We start from the raw sequence: 16235 nt of genomic DNA, 5'->3' as shown, positions 1-16235 counted from the left end.
CGATGTTCGAGCAAACTCGTTTCCATATAGACAGCGAGCCGGCGCGCGGTTTCCAAAGCGAACCCCGCGAAGCTGCCGCGCTCGCGAACAAAAGTCCGCTGATCCTTTAGACGCTGATCTTGCGCGGCTATGTGAGCATAGGCGTTTTTGAAATCGCGCGCGTAGGTCGCGTGCAGGTAGCGTTCCAGAGTTTGATGAATTGTGCCCAGTTCGCCAGGAGATTCCGCCGCGTCTGCGGACTGAACGCAGACCGTGAGAAGAGCGACTGCGACAGCGCCGCGGATGCCGCGGATTTTAGCGGGGAAACGGAGCATGACGAGACGTTTAGGGCTTTTTGGCTGGCACGGTCCAGAGATGTATGATCCGACCGTTGACACGTTCCGTGCGATCGGGTTCCCAGTCACCCATGTTAAACGAGTGCGACACCACTCGCGAGCCGGGCTTGAGCTGACTCAGAATATTGGGGCGGAGCTTGAGGTTGACGTCGGGCAAAAGATACATGGTAAGCACCGATGCCGGCGAAAGATCGACCGTCAAAATGTCTTGTTGCTTGATGTGCGCGCGGTCTTGCACGCCGGCGGCGCGAATGTTCTCTTCGGATTTTCTTACTAGGTCGCCGTCGATTTCAAACCCGGTGGCGTGCGCGCCGCGCTTGGCGGCGGCGATGACGATGCGGCCGTCGCCCGAACCGAGATCGTAGACGACGTCGCCGGCTTTAACGCCGGCCAATTCGATCATCTTGTCGACAACTTCCTGCGGCGATGGCACGAAAGGAACGATCTGTTTATTGTCGAAGATGCTATCTTGGGCGCGCGTCGGATGTATGGTGGCGATCAACGCTAGCGCGATGGCGAAACCGGCAAAATAGTTGGCGCGCTTATGCGGCATCGGATCTCTCCTCAACGATTGCAATCAACGGTCGCTGTACGGCCAAGATAATTAAACATAAAAAGTATCGCCTCGCTAGCCTGAAATTACCTGGGGCTGGCGGTCGTGGCGGACCCAATTACGGCGCAAGGCTAGTCTCGATGCGATAGCTCAGCTCGAGCGCTTTGGCGCTCTGCCGCGCGTTGGCGCCAAGCAAGTAAGCCATGGCGAATTCGCGTTCGCTCTTCGGCGCAAGCGTCACCGGCCGGCTCAATCCGCACTCAATCATGGCCAGTTCTTCACCGAGAGATGGCGGTTCTACTCGGTGCAAGAGAGTTGCGCGCTGGGCGCGCGTGCCGTGGTTTCTTAGAGTCAAGTACACTTGGAAAGGTTCTTCGCCGCTAACCACGATTTCGCTTTGCGCCAGCCGGCCCTCGATCTCTTTGGAGTCCGTGATCACGCTAAGCTTGACGGGTAATCCTTGAGCCCAGCCAAGAACGATTTTCCAGCCGGTGGGGTCCTTGGTCAATCGCAGATTTTCTTGGCCTTCAACAGAAATAAGTTTGCCTTCGCGTTGGCGGTTTTCGAGCTGTTGAAAAATTTCTCCTTGCTCGTGTCGGCTGAGTTGATTCAATCGCGCCGCATCGCTGCGATAAAGAGGTGTCAGCTCGTCCAAGGACGGAAAGCGATAGGCGACGCCGATCTCGGCCAGCCCGGCTGCATCGACCGTGTATCGTCGCAAATGGACCGAGCCGTAGGACGCCGCTTTGCGCGCCAGGCGCAGTGCGAAGCCGCGGTTGCTTTCCTGCGCGCGCAAGTAACTCGCTTCGTCGCGGGCTTGGCGGTCGAGGGTCGATATGTGGCGATAGGCTTGATGAAAGTCGCGCGCTTGTAGTGCTCGCAAGTAAGCACGCACGACCTGTAACGGTGCACTACCCGGCGCGGGAGCCGATATAGACCACAACCAGAGCGCCGGTGCGACGAGCAGTGCCACGGCTGCCAGCGCTAGCCCGATCGAGCGAGACGACCACATGATGGGACATTATAGAAAAAAGTAATGCTGGACCGAAGCGGCGGAGCGTTTTCGCTAATCGTCGTCGGGCGGCTCATGAGCCGCCGCGGCTTTCTTGCCGATGGCTTCGGCGGCATAGAGAGCGAGCGAGCAACCGACGGGAAACAGGACCTCGTTGACCAGCACCGGGATGATCTTTGCCGAGCCAAAGCCGCCCGGTGTCGCGAGTTCGGCGATGGGCGTGCCAAACACGACGCCGATCGCTAAGCCAGTGCTGCCGTAGGCCATCAAGCTCGGTCCAAAACGTTTGCCGACCCAGCCGAGAATCAGTCCGAGGGCGGCGTACTCCAATCCCTTTAAACCGGCGATCAAAAGTGGGAAGGCCGCTGCGGCTCCACCCTCGGCAGCTTTCAACGCGTGGGCCGTGCTTTTGTGTAGGGCGCGCGCGACACTAAACGCGGTGGGAGCTGAGAATAGCCCGGCAAGCGCCATCCAGCCCGGATTGCTGTTCGAAGCCGCCTTGCCAAAGGCCAGGCCGGTGCACACCAGACCCGACCATGAGACCTTTTGCACCAGCCCCGCGATGATGGGCTCGATGCCCGGGATTTGGCTACGAAAGGCGGCGACGATCAGGAGCAGCAACTCCATTCCGACACCCAGGAGGATCGCCAGCCACGCCACCCGCAGAATGGTGGCGGCCAGATCAGATTCTTTACGGTTGGCGGCTTTCGTGGCAATGCCGGCTTGGCTCATGTTCTTTTCCTCTCTTGGGGTCTACCAGCGGTCGCGAGTATATAGCCAAATCTTGGATGTGAGTTTAGCGGCCGCCAGCCGGCTTGCCGGCTTATGGTTTGAAACCGTACTCGGCCCACTTTTTCTTCGCCCGCTCGATGAACTCTTTTGGCACGCGCGCCGCGGGTGGATAGGGATGTTTGCGGGTGGCATCGATCAAGATTTTGCTGCCGGTGCGGCGCCGCGGGTCGTGCTGCGGGATATCGGCGGGGGCAGTCGATGGATCGACACCGGAGGGAACCACGCCGCTGACCATAAAAGTGTCGCGCGCCGGCTGGGCGCGAAAGCCCATGGCCCATTCGACTTGAAACGGGTTGCGCACGTCGATGTCGTCGTCGACGACCACGGTGAACTTGCCTTCTTTGTTCATCAGCGACCAGGCACCCCAAGCGACCTCTTTGACTTGCTCGGGATATTCTTTCGTCATCGAGATCACCAGCATGCCGCTCGCTCCGCACGCTTCGGTGAAGTGAACGTCTTTGACCGGCAGGCCAAGCACGTTGCGCAAGTGGTGGCACAACGCGGCCGAACGGCTGAGACTGCGGATGCAGCTCGATTCGCTCGGCGGCATCTGACTCAGGAACGAATGAAAGATCGGCGTTTTGCGCCGCGTGATGCAGGTTACGTCGATTACCGGCTGCTGGCCGCCCGGACTCATGTAGCCGGAGAATTCGCCGAACGGGCCTTCTGGTTCGCGGTAGCCGGCGCGGAGAACTCCTTCGATGACGATCTCGGCATTAGCGGGCACTTGTAGATCGACAGTCTCGCACTGCACCAAAGGCACGGCCTCGCCGCGCAAGCCCCCGGCAACCGCCAACTCGTCGGTGCCGTAGGCGAATTTACTGATCGAGCAAAGCACGATGGTCGGGTCCATACCGATGGCGATGGCGACCGGCATGTCCTTTTTTGCCGCTTCATACTGCCGGATATGTTTGGCCGCATGCTGCGTGCCGCCGACGTACAGGCCTACTCGGGTTTTCGCTTTCATCTGCACGCGGTAGGTGCCGACGTTGCGCCGGCCGGTTTCAAGGTCGGTTGTGATAACCACCGGCGCCGTAATATATGGACCGGGATCTTGGCTCGGCGTCCAGACCACTTGCGGCAATGACAACACGTCGACATCGCCACCGCGAAGAATGATTTCTTTGCACAACCCTGATTTTACCAGCACCGGATCGATGGGACGGCGCTGACCTTGTTCCCAAACCTCGGGAATTTTCTCCACGGTCGTTGAGAGCGCGTGCGCATAAATCGCCGGCGAGCCGCCGATAACGCCGATGACAAGCGGCACTGGGCAATCGCCGACGCGCCGAAAGCCCAACGCCGGCCGGTCGTTCCAACTGTAGCTATCGAAGGTGTGCCGCGTGATTGCCGAGACTTCCCATGCCGGGTCGACGCGCTGCTCGATCCAGTGCAGCTTGCCGGCGGATTCTAAAGCTTTCAGATATGCTTGCAAATCTTGATAGGCCATAGGTTGGGTTCAAAGTTCCGTGTTCCGGGTTCCGCGTTAATTCCGAACTCGGTTCACTCGATTGGGAGACTGGCCGGTAGGAGGCTTCATTTTGCGACGCTTTCGCTAAGTGGGGCGGCCGCGCTTAAACTCGCCGCGCGTTTTCGTTGCCATACGAAGACAGCGGCGAAGATCGCCAACGCGCTAAGACCCGTCATTAACGATGGCACAAAGGCCAGTGCCGTGGCGGCCGCCAACAGCAGCCATTCGATCAAGCTTATTTTCACGTAAAAGAAACCCGTGCTGACGATCGAAAACAGGATCGTGCCGAGGGCGGCCGAGGCGATGGCGGCGATGTTTTGCCCCGGCGTGCCGGTAAGCAAAATATGCGTGTAGGCGAACAGCAGCGGCATGACGTAGATAATCTTGGCGAAGCGAAAACAGCTCCAGCCGGTCTTCATCGGATCGGCCTGGGCGATGGCCGCGGCGGCAAAGGGCCCCATCGCCACCGGCGGCGTTATGTTGGAGTCGAGGCTAAGCCAAAAAATCAGCAGATGCGCCGATAGCATGGGCACGCCGAGCTTTAGCAGCGCCGGCACGGCGACGACGGCAACCACCAGATAGGTCGCCGTGATGGGCAGCGGCAAGCCCAGGACAAAAGTCGCGATCGCGATCAGGCCGATGGTGATCAAAACGCTTTGGCCGGCGAGCTCAATAAGCATGTAGGGAAAACGAATGATGATTCCCGTCAGCGAGAGCACACCGATCAGGACGCCGACACAACCGGTGAGGGCGGCGACGAACACGCAGTTCTTACCGGCATTGACCAGGGCCTGCCAGATTCGCGCCGGGCCCATGCGGGTTTCTGGGCGGATCCAACTGACAGCGATGGTTGAGAGCATGCCGTAGAGCGCCGCCAACTGGGGCGAGTAGCCGGCGATCATCACCGCGATCAACACGGCGATCGGCAAAAGCAAATACCAGCCGCGGCGCCAAACCTCCGCCGTGCGCGGCAGCTCTTCCTTGGCAAAACCCTTGAGGCCCAACTTGCGCGACTCGAAATAGACCATCACGCCAACGGAGAGAAAATAAAGAATGCCGGGGATCGCCGCGACTTTGATGATTTCCAGATAAGGAATGCCGGTCATCTCCGACATGATGAACGCGCCGGCGCCCATGACCGGCGGCATGATCGCGCCGCCGGTAGATGCCGCGGCTTCCACCGCGCCAGCGATGTGGCCGGGGAAGCCGGCGCGCTTCATGAGCGGGATGGTGATCGAGCCTTTGGTGACTGTCTCGGCGATCGGGCTGCCGCTGATCGTGCCCATGAGCAAGCTGGAAACCACCGAAGCCTGCGCCGGCCCGCCCGCGACACGGCCGAGGCTGGCAAGCGAGATGTCGACGAAAAATTGCGCCACGCCGGCGCGCTCCAGGAATGCGCCGAAGGCGACGAACGGAATGATGTATTCGGCCAAGACCTGGGCCATGATGCCGAAGATGCCGTCGGAGGTGAGATAAACATATTCGATCACGCGGCGCATCGAATAGCCGCGGTGGCCGACGATGTAGGGCAGGTAACTGCCGAACAGCGCGTAGGCGATTGGCACGATGGCGCACAGTGCCATGTCCCAGCCGAGCACCCGGCGCGCTGCTTCGATGGCGATGACCAGCGCGACGGCGCCCATCGCAACGTCGAGCGATGTGTAATCGCCGGCGCGGTAGGCCATCGCTTCATGCTCGGCCATCCAATAGATCACGCTGATTGTGGCCCCGGCGGCCAGCAGCAAATCAGTAAATGCCGGCCGCGCCGCCGGCGCCCTTTGCCAGCCTTTGTAAAGTAAGAGTGGAATCACCAGGCTGTAGAGCACCGCGATGCCGCGATAGTACTGCAGCGAGACGACGCCGATGGTGGACGCCCAGACGTAATACAGCGCGGTCGCTCCCATGATGAGCTTCAGCGCGCGGTCCCAAGGACCGCCGAGGGCACGCAGCAGCGTCGGCTTTTCGGCGTTGGCTTCCGACATGAGGGAGATTATTTAGCGCGGAGCGCATCGGAGATTTGAATGCCGGCGGCGCGCCAATGATCCTCTGCGCCTTTGTGCAACGAGATGGTCACGCCTTGCAGCGCCCGCTGCGCGGTCATGTCCTTGGAGCCAGCATGCACTTTGAGCATATGGGCGTTGCCGTCTTTGTTATAGGCCGCTTCGGTGATCTTCTGCACCAGTGCCGGCGCCAGGTCCTTGTGCACGTACCAGATCACCGGTATGCCGAGGGTTGGCGTGTCCTCGGTGATGCCTTTGTAGGAATTGGCGGCAAAGACATAGCGTGCGAAGTAAGGAAACTGTTTAAAGAAATCAGTCTTGGTTGCCGGCGTGTAAATATCGATGGCACGAATCGGCTTTTTGGTTGCCGCTTCCATGGTCACCCGATCGGGCTCAGGACCGGTCCAGAAAAATGCGTCGGCCTTGCCGTCGCTCAGCGCTTCGCCGGCCTGGGCGCCGAGCAAAGGAATGCGATTGAGCTTGTCCCAGATGCCCAGGGAACGAAAAACTCGTTCGGCGCTGGCAAAGGTTCCCGAACCCGGCGTGCCAACGGCGACGCGCTTGCCAGCCAAGTCGTCGGCGGTGCGGATGCCGCTGTCGGCAAAGGTGATTGCGTGGGCCACACCGAAAAACACCAGGCCAACGGCGCGGATATTATTGAGCGGTTTGCCTTTGAACTGCTCTTGGCCAAAGAACGCTTCATGAATGTCGGAGGCAAACGACAAACCCATCTCCGCCTCAGCGCTGTTTACCCGGCGCAGATTTTCCACCGAGCCGCCCGTCGCGGTAATCGATACGTCTAGGTTCGGCACGGTTCTCGACAAATAGGTGCCGATGCCGGTGGCGAAGATGCCGAACACACCGGCGGGCGGGCCGCCGACGAAATTGAGCCGCTCAACCTTTTGTCCGTAAGCAGGCGAGAGAGCGGAGGACAACCAAAACGCTAGCAGCAAGAAGCCGATTTTCTTCATGGCACGCTCCTTTCGAATGCACGATTTCATATGGCTCCAGTTTCTAAGTAGCTCTTCACCGTCTGTAAGAAGCGAGCGGCAAGCGCGCCGTCGATCACACGATGATCAGCCGAGAGGGTCGCCGTCACCATGGACTTGATGGCAAACATGCCGTCCTCCGCAATCACCCGCGGCGCCACTCGGCCGACGGCGAGAATCGCGCACTGCGGTGGATTGATGATCGCCGTGAAACAGTCAACGCCGAGCATGCCCAGGTTGGAGACGGTGAACGTGCCCCCTTCATAATCGAGTGGAAAAAGTTTTTTCGTTTGCGCCTTTTCAGCGAGCTGCCGGCTTTGCCGCGCTAACTCCAAGAGGCTCAGTCTATCGGCGTTGCGAATCACCGGCACCACCAGGCCTTCGTCGAGGGCAACCGCGACGCCGAGATTGATGTCGGCGTGCTGTTTGATTCCTTGTTCGGTGAAGCTCGAATTGAGCCCAGGAAAATCTTGCAGCGCACGCGCGCAGCTTTGCAGAATGAAATCATTGATCGAGGGAATGACTGCATCGCCGCGCTCTTTCCCTTCGCCTCTCAGTTTGCCCACCGCCGTCATGTCGATGTCCATGCTGATGTAAAAATGCGGCGCACTTTGTTTACTCTGGGTCATGCGCTGTCCGACGATGCGGCGCATCGGGGTGAGGGGGATAAGCTTTGGCTCTATCTGTGTAGCTAGAGTCGGTGATGCGTCAATTGATTCAGCCGGCGCACGCAGCACGTCTGCGGCGAGCACGCTGCCTGCGGGGCCGCTGCCGCGGAGCGTCTTCAGGTCGATTCCCTGTTCTTTCGCGATGCGTTTGGCTTTGGGCGAGGCGAGAACCCGGCCAGTGATTGTGCTAGAAGCGTTGGATAGCGCTACTGATGCGCCCTCTCCCAGAGGGAGAGGGAGTGAGATAGGAGTGGCTGCCACTTCGAAAACTGGAGCTGGTTTTGTTCCCTCGCCCTCTGGGAGAGCCTGTCCTGAGCTCTGTGGAAGGGGGTTAGGGTGAGGGCGCGCCACGGCAGAGCTCGCCGTCTCCCCCGGCGCCAATATGAGCGCAATCGTCTGCCCCACCGGCACTTGATCGCCCGGCTTCGCAGTCAGATTCGACAAAACTCCGGATCCCGCTGCTTCGATCTCGACGGTCGCTTTGTCGGTTTCGATCTCCATCAACGGCTCGCCTTTGGTCACCTTCTGACCTTCGGCTTTAAGCCACTTGAGAAGTGTGCCAGTCTGCTGCGCCACCCCGAGCGCGGGCATGATTACATTGGTTGCCATGGTCCGCTTTGAAATATTTGAGCGTCTTAGCCCTTCACTCTGTCCAGCGCTCCTGGGTTGTTCAAGTTGGATTGCGTTTCACGCGTACTCGGTAATTCGCCGCCCGCCGTGAAATAATGCGTTCCCGCCACCAACAACTTTTCCGACGGAAAGCGCGTGATCACTTCGCAGCCATCCTTCGTCACAACGACCTCTTCTTCCAATCGTGCCGCCGACCAGCCATCGGACGCCGGCCAGTAGGTTTCCAGCGCGAAGACCATACCTTCCTCGATGACCTCGGGATGATCGAGTGAAACCAGGCGGCTAAAGATCGGTTTCTCCCAGATCGAGAGACCGACGCCGTGGCCGTATTGCAGCGCAAACGCCGCTTCTTCATTGGCAAAGCCGAATTCTTCTGCTTTGGGCCAGAGCTTCACGACATCGGCGGTGGTGATACCCGGCTTGACGATGCTGATCGCCGCGTCCATGTAGTCGCGGCTGCGTTTGTAAGCATCGACCATTGCCGGCGACGCGCTGCCCACGGCAAAGGTGCGATAGTAGCAAGTGCGGTAGCCGTTGTAGCTGTGTAGTATGTCGAAGAACGCCGGATCGCCGGGGCGGAGCACGCGATCGGTGTAGACATGAGGATGCGGACTGCAGCGCTCGCCGGAGATCGCGTTGACGCCTTCGACGTGCTCCGAGCCCAAATCGTAAAGTGTCTTGCTGACCACACCGACGCATTCGTTTTCGCGCACGCCGGGTTTCATGAATTGATACAGCTCTTCGTAGGCGGCATCGACCATCATGGTGGCGGTGTTAAGCAGCGTGATTTCGTCCTGTGTCTTGATCTTTCGCACTTCGTGCATCAACTGCTGGCCGTCGATGACCTTAATGCCTTGCGCTTGCAGCGCGAACAGCACCGGCATCTCGATCACGTCGACGCCCACTGGTTCGTTGTGCAAGTTGCGCTTTTCCAATTCCAACTTTATTTTCTTGGCGACATCCTCGGCCAAACCAGAGCCCGGATTGGTCGCGCCGCGCAAGGTTGAAATCCCCGCGCGCGAGCGCTCGCCCAACCAGGGGCAGTAGATTTGATGATGACGCGCCGCCGAACCGAAGTCCCACAGAATCGGTTCGTCATCTTGCGGCAGGAGTGAAAAACGCACTAGCTTGTCCATCGCCCATGTGCCGATGTGTGTGGCGGTGATGTAGCGGATATTGTTCATGTCGAAGCAGAGCAGCGAACCCAGCTCGGATCTCTTCAGGGCATTCTTCACACGCGCAAGGCGCTCCTGGCGCAGCCGCTCGATATTGACTCGCTCTTCCCAGTCGACGGCCATTAGGCCGAAGGTTTTAAGGCCCATGAGAAACCTCCCCTCCTAAGAGTTTCGGGATGGTTCATTTCCCGCACAAGATTTTCGCCATCGCCGCCACCGCCTCTGGCGTCGGCACCGTCTGATCTTCCAACACCGGCGAGAACGGCACGGGCACATCCATCGCGCCCATGCGCTGGACCGGCGCGTCGAGATGGTAGAATGCCCCATCGGCGATCACTGAGGCGATCTCCGCAGTCACCCCGTAGCGCTCGTAGCCTTCGTCGATGACGATGGCGCGGCTAGTCTTCCTCGCCGATTCGATAATGGTCTGTTTATCGAGCGGCACGGTTGTCCTGATATCGACGACTTCGGCGCTGATCCGCTCGGCTTCCAACAGTTTCGCCGCATCGAGCGCGACATGCACCATGCTGCTCGTGGCAACGAACGTGATATCGCTGCCCGCTCGCTTCACATCGGCAACTCCCAGCGGGATCAAGTATTCTTCCGCCGGCACCATGCCTTTCAGTTGGTACATCATCTTGTCTTCAAAAAAAGCCACTGGATTGTCGTCGCGGATGGCCGACTTGAGCAAGCCTTTGGCGTCGTACGGCGTTGCCGGCACGACCACTTTCAAGCCGGGAATGTGGCTGAGCCACGCGTGCAAGCTCTGGCTGTGCTGCGCCGCCGAACGGCGCGTCGCGCCAAGCGTCGTGCGCAACACCATTGGCACCTTGAGCTTGCCGCCCGACATGTAATGAATCTTAGCCGCTTGATTGACCATCTGGTCCATCGTCAGCGTGATGAAATCGCCGAACATGATGTCGACAATTGGGCGCATGCCGGTCATCGCCGCGCCGACGCCGATGCCGGCGATGGCAGCTTCGGAAATCGGCGAGTCGATGACGCGCTCGGTGCCGAATTCTCTGACCAAGCCAGAGAGAACTTTGAACGGCGTGCCCGCTTCGGCGACGTCTTCGCCGATGACGAATACCGTCGGATCGCGGCGCATTTCTTCGGCGAGGGCTTCGTAAATGGCCTGGCCGAAGGTGATCTCGCGGGTGCTTTTCTCAACTGCCAAACTCTGTTGAGTCACAGTCGCCACTTCAGATATAAACCCCTTGATGATTTTGGATTTTGGGTTGCCGATTTTGGATTCGAATGCAAAATCGGCAATAGCTAGGCATAGACATGTTCACTCACTTCGGTCGCGGGTGGAAACGGCGCGTTCAGGGCGAACTCCACGGCCGTTTTAACTTCTGTCGATATTTCCTCTTCGATCTTTGCCAGTACCGCAGCGCCAGCCAATTTGTTCTGGGTTAGCCATTCGGCGAGCAGCTTCACCGGGTTGCGCTTTGATTTCCATTCTTCCTCTTCGGATTTGGACCGGTAATAGGCGCGGTCGATATCGCCGACATGATGGCCATGAAAGCGGTAGGTTTGGCATTCGAGAAAACTCGGACCTTCACCCCGTCTCGCTCGCGCGACGGCGTCGAGAGCTGCGCTATGAACCGTGCGCACTTCTTGGCCGTCAATCGAATGACTAGGCAGGCCAAACGCCGCGGCCCGCGCTTTCACGTCACCCGCGGTAGTTTCGCGATAGTGGCTGTACTCCGTGTATTGGTTGTTCTCGCAGACAAATATCACGGGAAGTCTCCATAAGGCGGCCATGTTCATCGATTCATAGAGCAGCCCTTGGCCCAACGCGCCGTCGCCAAAGAAACAAACTGCGACTTGGTCCGTGCCGCGCAGCTTGATCGACAACGCAGCGCCAGTCGCGATGCCGGCGCTGCCGCCGACGATCGCGTTAGCCCCGAGGTTGCCGGTGTCCTGGTCGGCGATATGCATCGAGCCGCCCTTGCCGCGGCAATAGCCGGCCTCTTTGCCGAGCAGCTCGGCGAACATTCTATCGAGCGCCGCACCTTTGGCGATGCAGTGGCCATGGCCGCGATGCGTGCTGGTAATATAGTCGTCTTGGCGCAGCGCTTCGCAGACGCCGACGGCAACCGCTTCCTCGCCGATATACAAGTGCGCGAGTCCCGGCATCTTGGCGCCGAGGTAGAGCTGATTCACCTCATCTTCGAAGCGGCGAATCTTTAACATCTGGCGATAGAAGTGGAGCCAGCGCTCGTCGTGAACGCCGGATGCTTCGCGGTTCGATCGCTTAGCCGTTTTTTTCTTCGTGTGAGCCATTTTCTCATTATTCGCCGGCGTTCAGTTTCGGGTTCCGAGTTCCGCGTTTCGGGTTAATCCAAAACTCCCCGGCCTCAACTCGAAACCCGAAACTCGAAACTATTTCCCTCCCGCCATTCGCGCCAGCGCTTCAAAAATGACGGCGAAATCTTTCTTAGCGAAACCCATGGCGCGGGTGGTTGTCAACATCTGATTCGTGATCGCCGTGGTTGGCAGCGGGACGTCGAGCTGGCGGCCCATCTCGAGGGCGAGTAATAGGTCCTTTTGCATCATGTTGACGTCGAAGATCGCCTCCTCGGGCATGTTCAGCACGAACGGGCCGCGGTATTTGACCATCGGCGAGGCCATGACGCTATTCAATAATACTTCGACGGCGGTTTCGCGCGCGATGCCACTCTTTTCGGCGAGCAGCAAGCCTTCGCTGAACGCCAGCATTTGTACGGCTAAGCTCAAATTGGTTGCGATCTTCATCGATGCCGCCAAACCATGGCCGCCGACATAGGTTGCCTTCGGACCGATGGCGTGAAGATAGGGCAGGACTTTTTCGAAAACTTCCCGTTTGCCGCCGACCATGAACGAGAGCTTGCCTTCATCCAGAGTAATCGAGCTGCCGGAGACCGGCGCGTCGAGCATGGCAGCGCTCTTGGCTTCGACTTGTCTAGCGAGCTCACGGATCGCTGCCGGGCTCACGGTGCTCATCTCGATATAGATTTTTCCCGCATTCAGTCCGGCGAGAATTCCGTCCGGCCCTTCGGTGACCGCGCGCAGCGCATTGTTGTTGGCAATCATGGAGAAAACAACTTCGCTGGATTGTGCCGCCGTGCGCGGACTGTCGGCCCACTTCATGCCCGCGTCGAGAAGCCATTGCGTTTTGGACTTGGTCCGGTTGTAGCCGGTGACGCAGTGACCGGCGTCGAGTAGGCGTTTCGCCATGCGGCTGCCCATAACTCCTAGACCGACAAAACCAAGATTCGCCATCGCTACTCCAAAGAATTTTCTCCCGCAAAAGCGCCAAGGCGCAAAGGGAAGACGGACTTTTTGTTTACAACATTTTTCCCGAACTTTGCGTCTTTGCCCCTTTGCGGGAGATATTCCTAACTCTCCGCTTTGATGTACTTGCCCATCTCGCGCAGCGTCTCCGGGCTTTGATTAAACAACGCATTAAAGTCTCGCGTCACCTGTTCATGCGAGATGTAGGAAAACTCGATGCGCGCGCGCTTCGCTTCCGCGATCAGCTCCGGATCTCTGATTGCTTTAGCGAAAGCTTCGCGCAGCAGCGCCAGGCGATCTTTCGGCGTGTTCGGATGAACCGCGAAGGCGCGCCCAATCGCTTGCGGAATGCCTTTGATACTCATCGGCGATTTGCCGAGCGGGCTGGTGGCGAGATCTTCGTCCACCGGCAGATTCTCGAATCCTGCCAAAGCCACGCGGCTGCGCACCAGCGGACGGACTGCGCCGCGATCGGCGGCGAGCTTGATCGTGGTCGCTAACGCCGACCAGGAGTCGACTTCTTTTCTTTCGACCGCGAGCAAAACATCGCTATTGGCCGGGTAGCCTGCGACCAGCTTGATCTTGAGCCCAGCAAACTCTTTGAGCAGCAGCGGAAAGTCATGCGCGTTGGAGCCCGGCCCGGTGGTGCCGGCGACCAATTCACGGTCGGCTCGCTTGAGCTCATCGAAGGTCTTGTAGGGTAGATCGGGGCGGATCGAAAACATCGCGCCGTCGGCGCCGGAGGAGCCGAGCCAGTGAAACCTGCGGATGTCAAAGCGCGCCTGGGGCACTTTTAACAACTGGGCGATAGCGACGTTGGGGTTGGCGGCGAGAATCGTCAAGCCGTCGGGTTTCGCGACATTGTAAACATTATTGGTGGCAAGCAGATGGGCCGCGCCCGGCATATGGTGTAAGATCACCGCCGGTTTTCCTGGCAAATACTTGCCCAAGTGGTGCGCAACGATCAGCGCGGCGATTTCCAAGCTGCCGCTCTTGGCGCCAATGAGAATCGTCACCGCTTTGCTTTCGTAGAAATTCCCTTGCGCTGATGCGGACGCGGCGCAGTAGAGAAATGCAGCAAGAACTGGCATCGCGGCCATGGGGTGAGCAGATTCCATACGATCCTCCTGTAAGGCTGCCGATCTCCTGACGACCATCGTTCCGAAGCGCCGCAAGGGTATGCGATTGAGCCGATCCGAGTCAAGCAAAAGGAATATAGAGTCGTCTTCATAGTCCAAGCCACGCCTGTACGGCGCCCTGCTCGAACTGCAAGTGCACGAGCTTTTGAAACAAGCCATAAAAGATCGCCCAGGTAATTGCGGTAGCGACGATCGTCGGCAGCCAGCCGGTCCCGCTGGCGCAGCGAAGATAGCAGAAGATGAAAAGCGGGACGGTGAACGGGAAGCCAATAAGAAAAACGCTGGCGATGAAGCCGGCGATCCAGCTAAACATCGCGATTACCCGGCGGCGCTCGAGCTGGGGTGGCAGGTCGTTCGCGAACTCCAAATCGACGGCGGTCGTTTCGGTCGGGTCCTCTTTGCCCCTGAGCAGTAAGATGAGCTGACAGCCGGCGAGCATGAGCAGCGGAAAACTTACCGCCATCGGAAACAGCGCGGCATTGAACGGCCAATCGCGCGCCAAAACCAGCGCGCCGCCGGCCACGATCATCAAGAACAGACAAAAGAATATTGCGCCGCTACGCATGGGCTTGTCCAGTCTCGCGCCGGCGGCGCTTTTGCAAATAGGGATAGGCGATCACAACGACCAATAGAATCATCAAGATCACGACCGTCGGCTGACTGAGCCAGCGAAAGCCATAGCGGGCCACCGAAATGAAGAAGTAGGTTTCGATGACCTTGCCCAGGACAAACCCTAGCACAAAGGGCGGCCGCGGCCAGCCGAAGAGCACCATGAACTAGCTGAGCGCGCCGAAGATTAGCGTGACGATCAAATCGTTGATCTGTCCATTGGCGGTGTAGCTGCCGACAAACACCAACAACAAAACGAAAGGAATGATCAAGCCGCCGCGCACGTTGGTGACTTTGGCCAGTTGGTCGAGTACCGCTAGGCACAACACGACCGCGATGATATTGGCGATCACCAGGGTCCACACCATAGAGAAGGTAACCGCGAGGTGTTTGGTCAGCATCTCGGGACCGGGCGACAGACCCATGATCAAAAAAGTGCTCAAAAGAATCGCCATGGCGCCGCTGCCGGGCACGCCGAAGGCCACCGTGGGAATCAGCTCGCCGCCTTCTTTGGAATTGTTCGCCGCCCCAGGGCCGAGCACGCCGCGCACATCGCCTTTGCCGAAGCGTGCGCGATCTTTGGCGTCCTTTGCGCCCTGCACGGCATGGGCGTAGGCCATCCACTGTGCGACCCCGCCGCCCGCGCCGGGCAAGATACCGACAAATACGCCGACCACAGAGCAGCGAAAGACCAGCCAAAAATGGCGGAAGGTGTCCAGGATGCCTGCCATCACACCGCTGCTCAGTTTCTCGCGCGAGCGCTCGCCGGCGATCGAAGTGCCGCGCACCGCCAGATCGATAATCTCAGGTATGGCGAAAATCCCAACTAGCACGGGGACGAAGTCGAGACCTTCCCAAAGGTAGATCAAACCCATGTCGAAGCGCAGCGAACCGGATTGGCGCTCTTGGCCGATGGTCGACACGAGCAGCCCGAGCAGGCCCATCGCAAAGCCCTTGATCTGGCCGCGCACACCGGCGCCGCTGAGGGAAGTAATGCAGGAGATGCCGATCAGAGCTAACATGAATAGCTCCGGCGAACCGAAAGCCAGCACGAGCGGGCGCACGATCGGAATAGCCAGTGCCAGCGCGATGGCGCCGATCAGTGCGCCAACCAGCGAGCTCATCAGCGCGGCGCCGAGCGCGCGGCCGGCTTCGCCATTTTTCGCCATGGGATGACCATCGACAACGGTAGCGGCGGAGATCGCCTCACCGGGCACACCGAACAGAACCGAGGTGATATCGCCGGTGGTGGCGGCCACCGCGTGCATGCCGAGAAGAAACGCAAAAGCTTCCGCCGGCTGCATCTTGAAAACAAAAGGAATCATCAAGGCAAGCGTGGCCGCGCCGCCGATGCCCGGAAGTAAACCGACGCAAAAGCCCAGCCCCATGCCGACTAGCATCAAGCTGAAAGCTTTCCACTGCAAGACGAGAAAGAGTCCCTCGATAAAAGCGTCGAACATAGCGCCGCCAGATTCCTTTTGTTCCCTGTTAGCGCGCAATGCGCGCACCGGTCGAAGCTCGGGCGCGACTATAGCGGGAGATAAGTTCAAAGTTCAAGGTTGAAAGTTCAACGTGCCCCACGT

The 16235-nt window shown here is 59.1% G+C and carries 15 protein-coding genes; all 15 read right to left on the bottom strand.

Annotation, left to right across the window (positions count from 1 at the left end; genetic code table 11):
• Positions 1–324 precede the first annotated feature (324 nt).
• Positions 325–888: a methyltransferase domain-containing protein gene (locus tag FJ145_02280; GenBank protein MBM4260247.1), complete on the bottom strand. Its 564-nt coding sequence runs from the start codon at positions 886–888 to the stop codon at positions 325–327.
• A 118-nt stretch (positions 889–1006) separates the two neighbouring features.
• Positions 1007–1900 (bottom strand): hypothetical protein, encoded by an 894-nt coding sequence (locus tag FJ145_02275; protein MBM4260246.1) that lies wholly within the window; start codon positions 1898–1900, stop codon positions 1007–1009.
• Positions 1901–1954: 54 nt separating this feature from the next.
• The gene (locus FJ145_02270; protein MBM4260245.1) at positions 1955–2632 is read right to left on the bottom strand and encodes a hypothetical protein; all 678 of its coding nucleotides are present in this window, start codon (positions 2630–2632) and stop codon (positions 1955–1957) included.
• Positions 2633–2723: 91 nt separating this feature from the next.
• The gene (locus tag FJ145_02265) at positions 2724–4142 is read right to left on the bottom strand and encodes a UbiD family decarboxylase (GenBank protein MBM4260244.1); all 1419 of its coding nucleotides are present in this window, start codon (positions 4140–4142) and stop codon (positions 2724–2726) included.
• Between the two features lie 86 nt (positions 4143–4228).
• On the bottom strand, positions 4229–6145 hold the full coding sequence (locus FJ145_02260) for a TRAP transporter fused permease subunit (GenBank protein MBM4260243.1): 1917 nt from the start codon (positions 6143–6145) through the stop codon (positions 4229–4231).
• An 8-nt stretch (positions 6146–6153) separates the two neighbouring features.
• Positions 6154–7164, bottom strand: coding sequence for a TAXI family TRAP transporter solute-binding subunit (locus FJ145_02255; protein MBM4260242.1), 1011 nt, complete (start codon positions 7162–7164; stop codon positions 6154–6156).
• Positions 7161–8429 carry a 2-oxo acid dehydrogenase subunit E2 gene (locus FJ145_02250; GenBank protein MBM4260241.1) on the bottom strand — a complete coding sequence of 423 codons (1269 nt, stop codon included), beginning with the start codon at positions 8427–8429 and terminating at the stop codon, positions 7161–7163. Before FJ145_02250 ends, FJ145_02255 begins: the two co-directional genes overlap by 4 nt.
• 26 nt (positions 8430–8455) lie before the next feature.
• Complete coding sequence (locus FJ145_02245) at positions 8456–9772, bottom strand: aminopeptidase P family protein (protein ID MBM4260240.1); 1317 nt, start codon at positions 9770–9772, stop codon at positions 8456–8458.
• Positions 9773–9806: 34 nt separating this feature from the next.
• Positions 9807–10733, bottom strand: coding sequence for an alpha-ketoacid dehydrogenase subunit beta (locus FJ145_02240; protein MBM4260239.1), 927 nt, complete (start codon positions 10731–10733; stop codon positions 9807–9809).
• Positions 10734–10900: 167 nt separating this feature from the next.
• On the bottom strand, positions 10901–11914 hold the full coding sequence (locus FJ145_02235; protein MBM4260238.1) for a thiamine pyrophosphate-dependent dehydrogenase E1 component subunit alpha: 1014 nt from the start codon (positions 11912–11914) through the stop codon (positions 10901–10903).
• 99 nt (positions 11915–12013) lie between these two features.
• The gene (locus FJ145_02230; GenBank protein MBM4260237.1) at positions 12014–12892 is read right to left on the bottom strand and encodes an NAD(P)-dependent oxidoreductase; all 879 of its coding nucleotides are present in this window, start codon (positions 12890–12892) and stop codon (positions 12014–12016) included.
• A gap of 116 nt (positions 12893–13008) precedes the next feature.
• Complete coding sequence (locus FJ145_02225; GenBank protein ID MBM4260236.1) at positions 13009–14202, bottom strand: hypothetical protein; 1194 nt, start codon at positions 14200–14202, stop codon at positions 13009–13011.
• Positions 14132–14608 carry a tripartite tricarboxylate transporter TctB family protein gene (locus FJ145_02220; GenBank protein ID MBM4260235.1) on the bottom strand — a complete coding sequence of 159 codons (477 nt, stop codon included), beginning with the start codon at positions 14606–14608 and terminating at the stop codon, positions 14132–14134. Before FJ145_02220 ends, FJ145_02225 begins: the two co-directional genes overlap by 71 nt.
• A complete protein-coding gene (locus FJ145_02215) occupies positions 14601–14816 on the bottom strand; it encodes a hypothetical protein (GenBank protein ID MBM4260234.1) in 216 nt (71 codons plus the stop codon). The genes FJ145_02220 and FJ145_02215 overlap by 8 nt, the downstream gene beginning before the upstream one ends.
• Before the next feature lie 3 nt (positions 14817–14819).
• Positions 14820–16112, bottom strand: a complete 1293-nt coding sequence (locus FJ145_02210; GenBank protein MBM4260233.1) for a tripartite tricarboxylate transporter permease — start codon at positions 16110–16112, stop codon at positions 14820–14822.
• Positions 16113–16235 lie beyond the last annotated feature (123 nt).

The organism is Deltaproteobacteria bacterium, from assembly GCA_016874755.1.
GTDB lineage: Bacteria > Desulfobacterota > Binatia > UBA9968 > UBA9968 > DP-20.
Note: the sequence above shows the minus strand (reverse complement) of the source record. Positions and strands in the feature narration are given on the sequence as shown.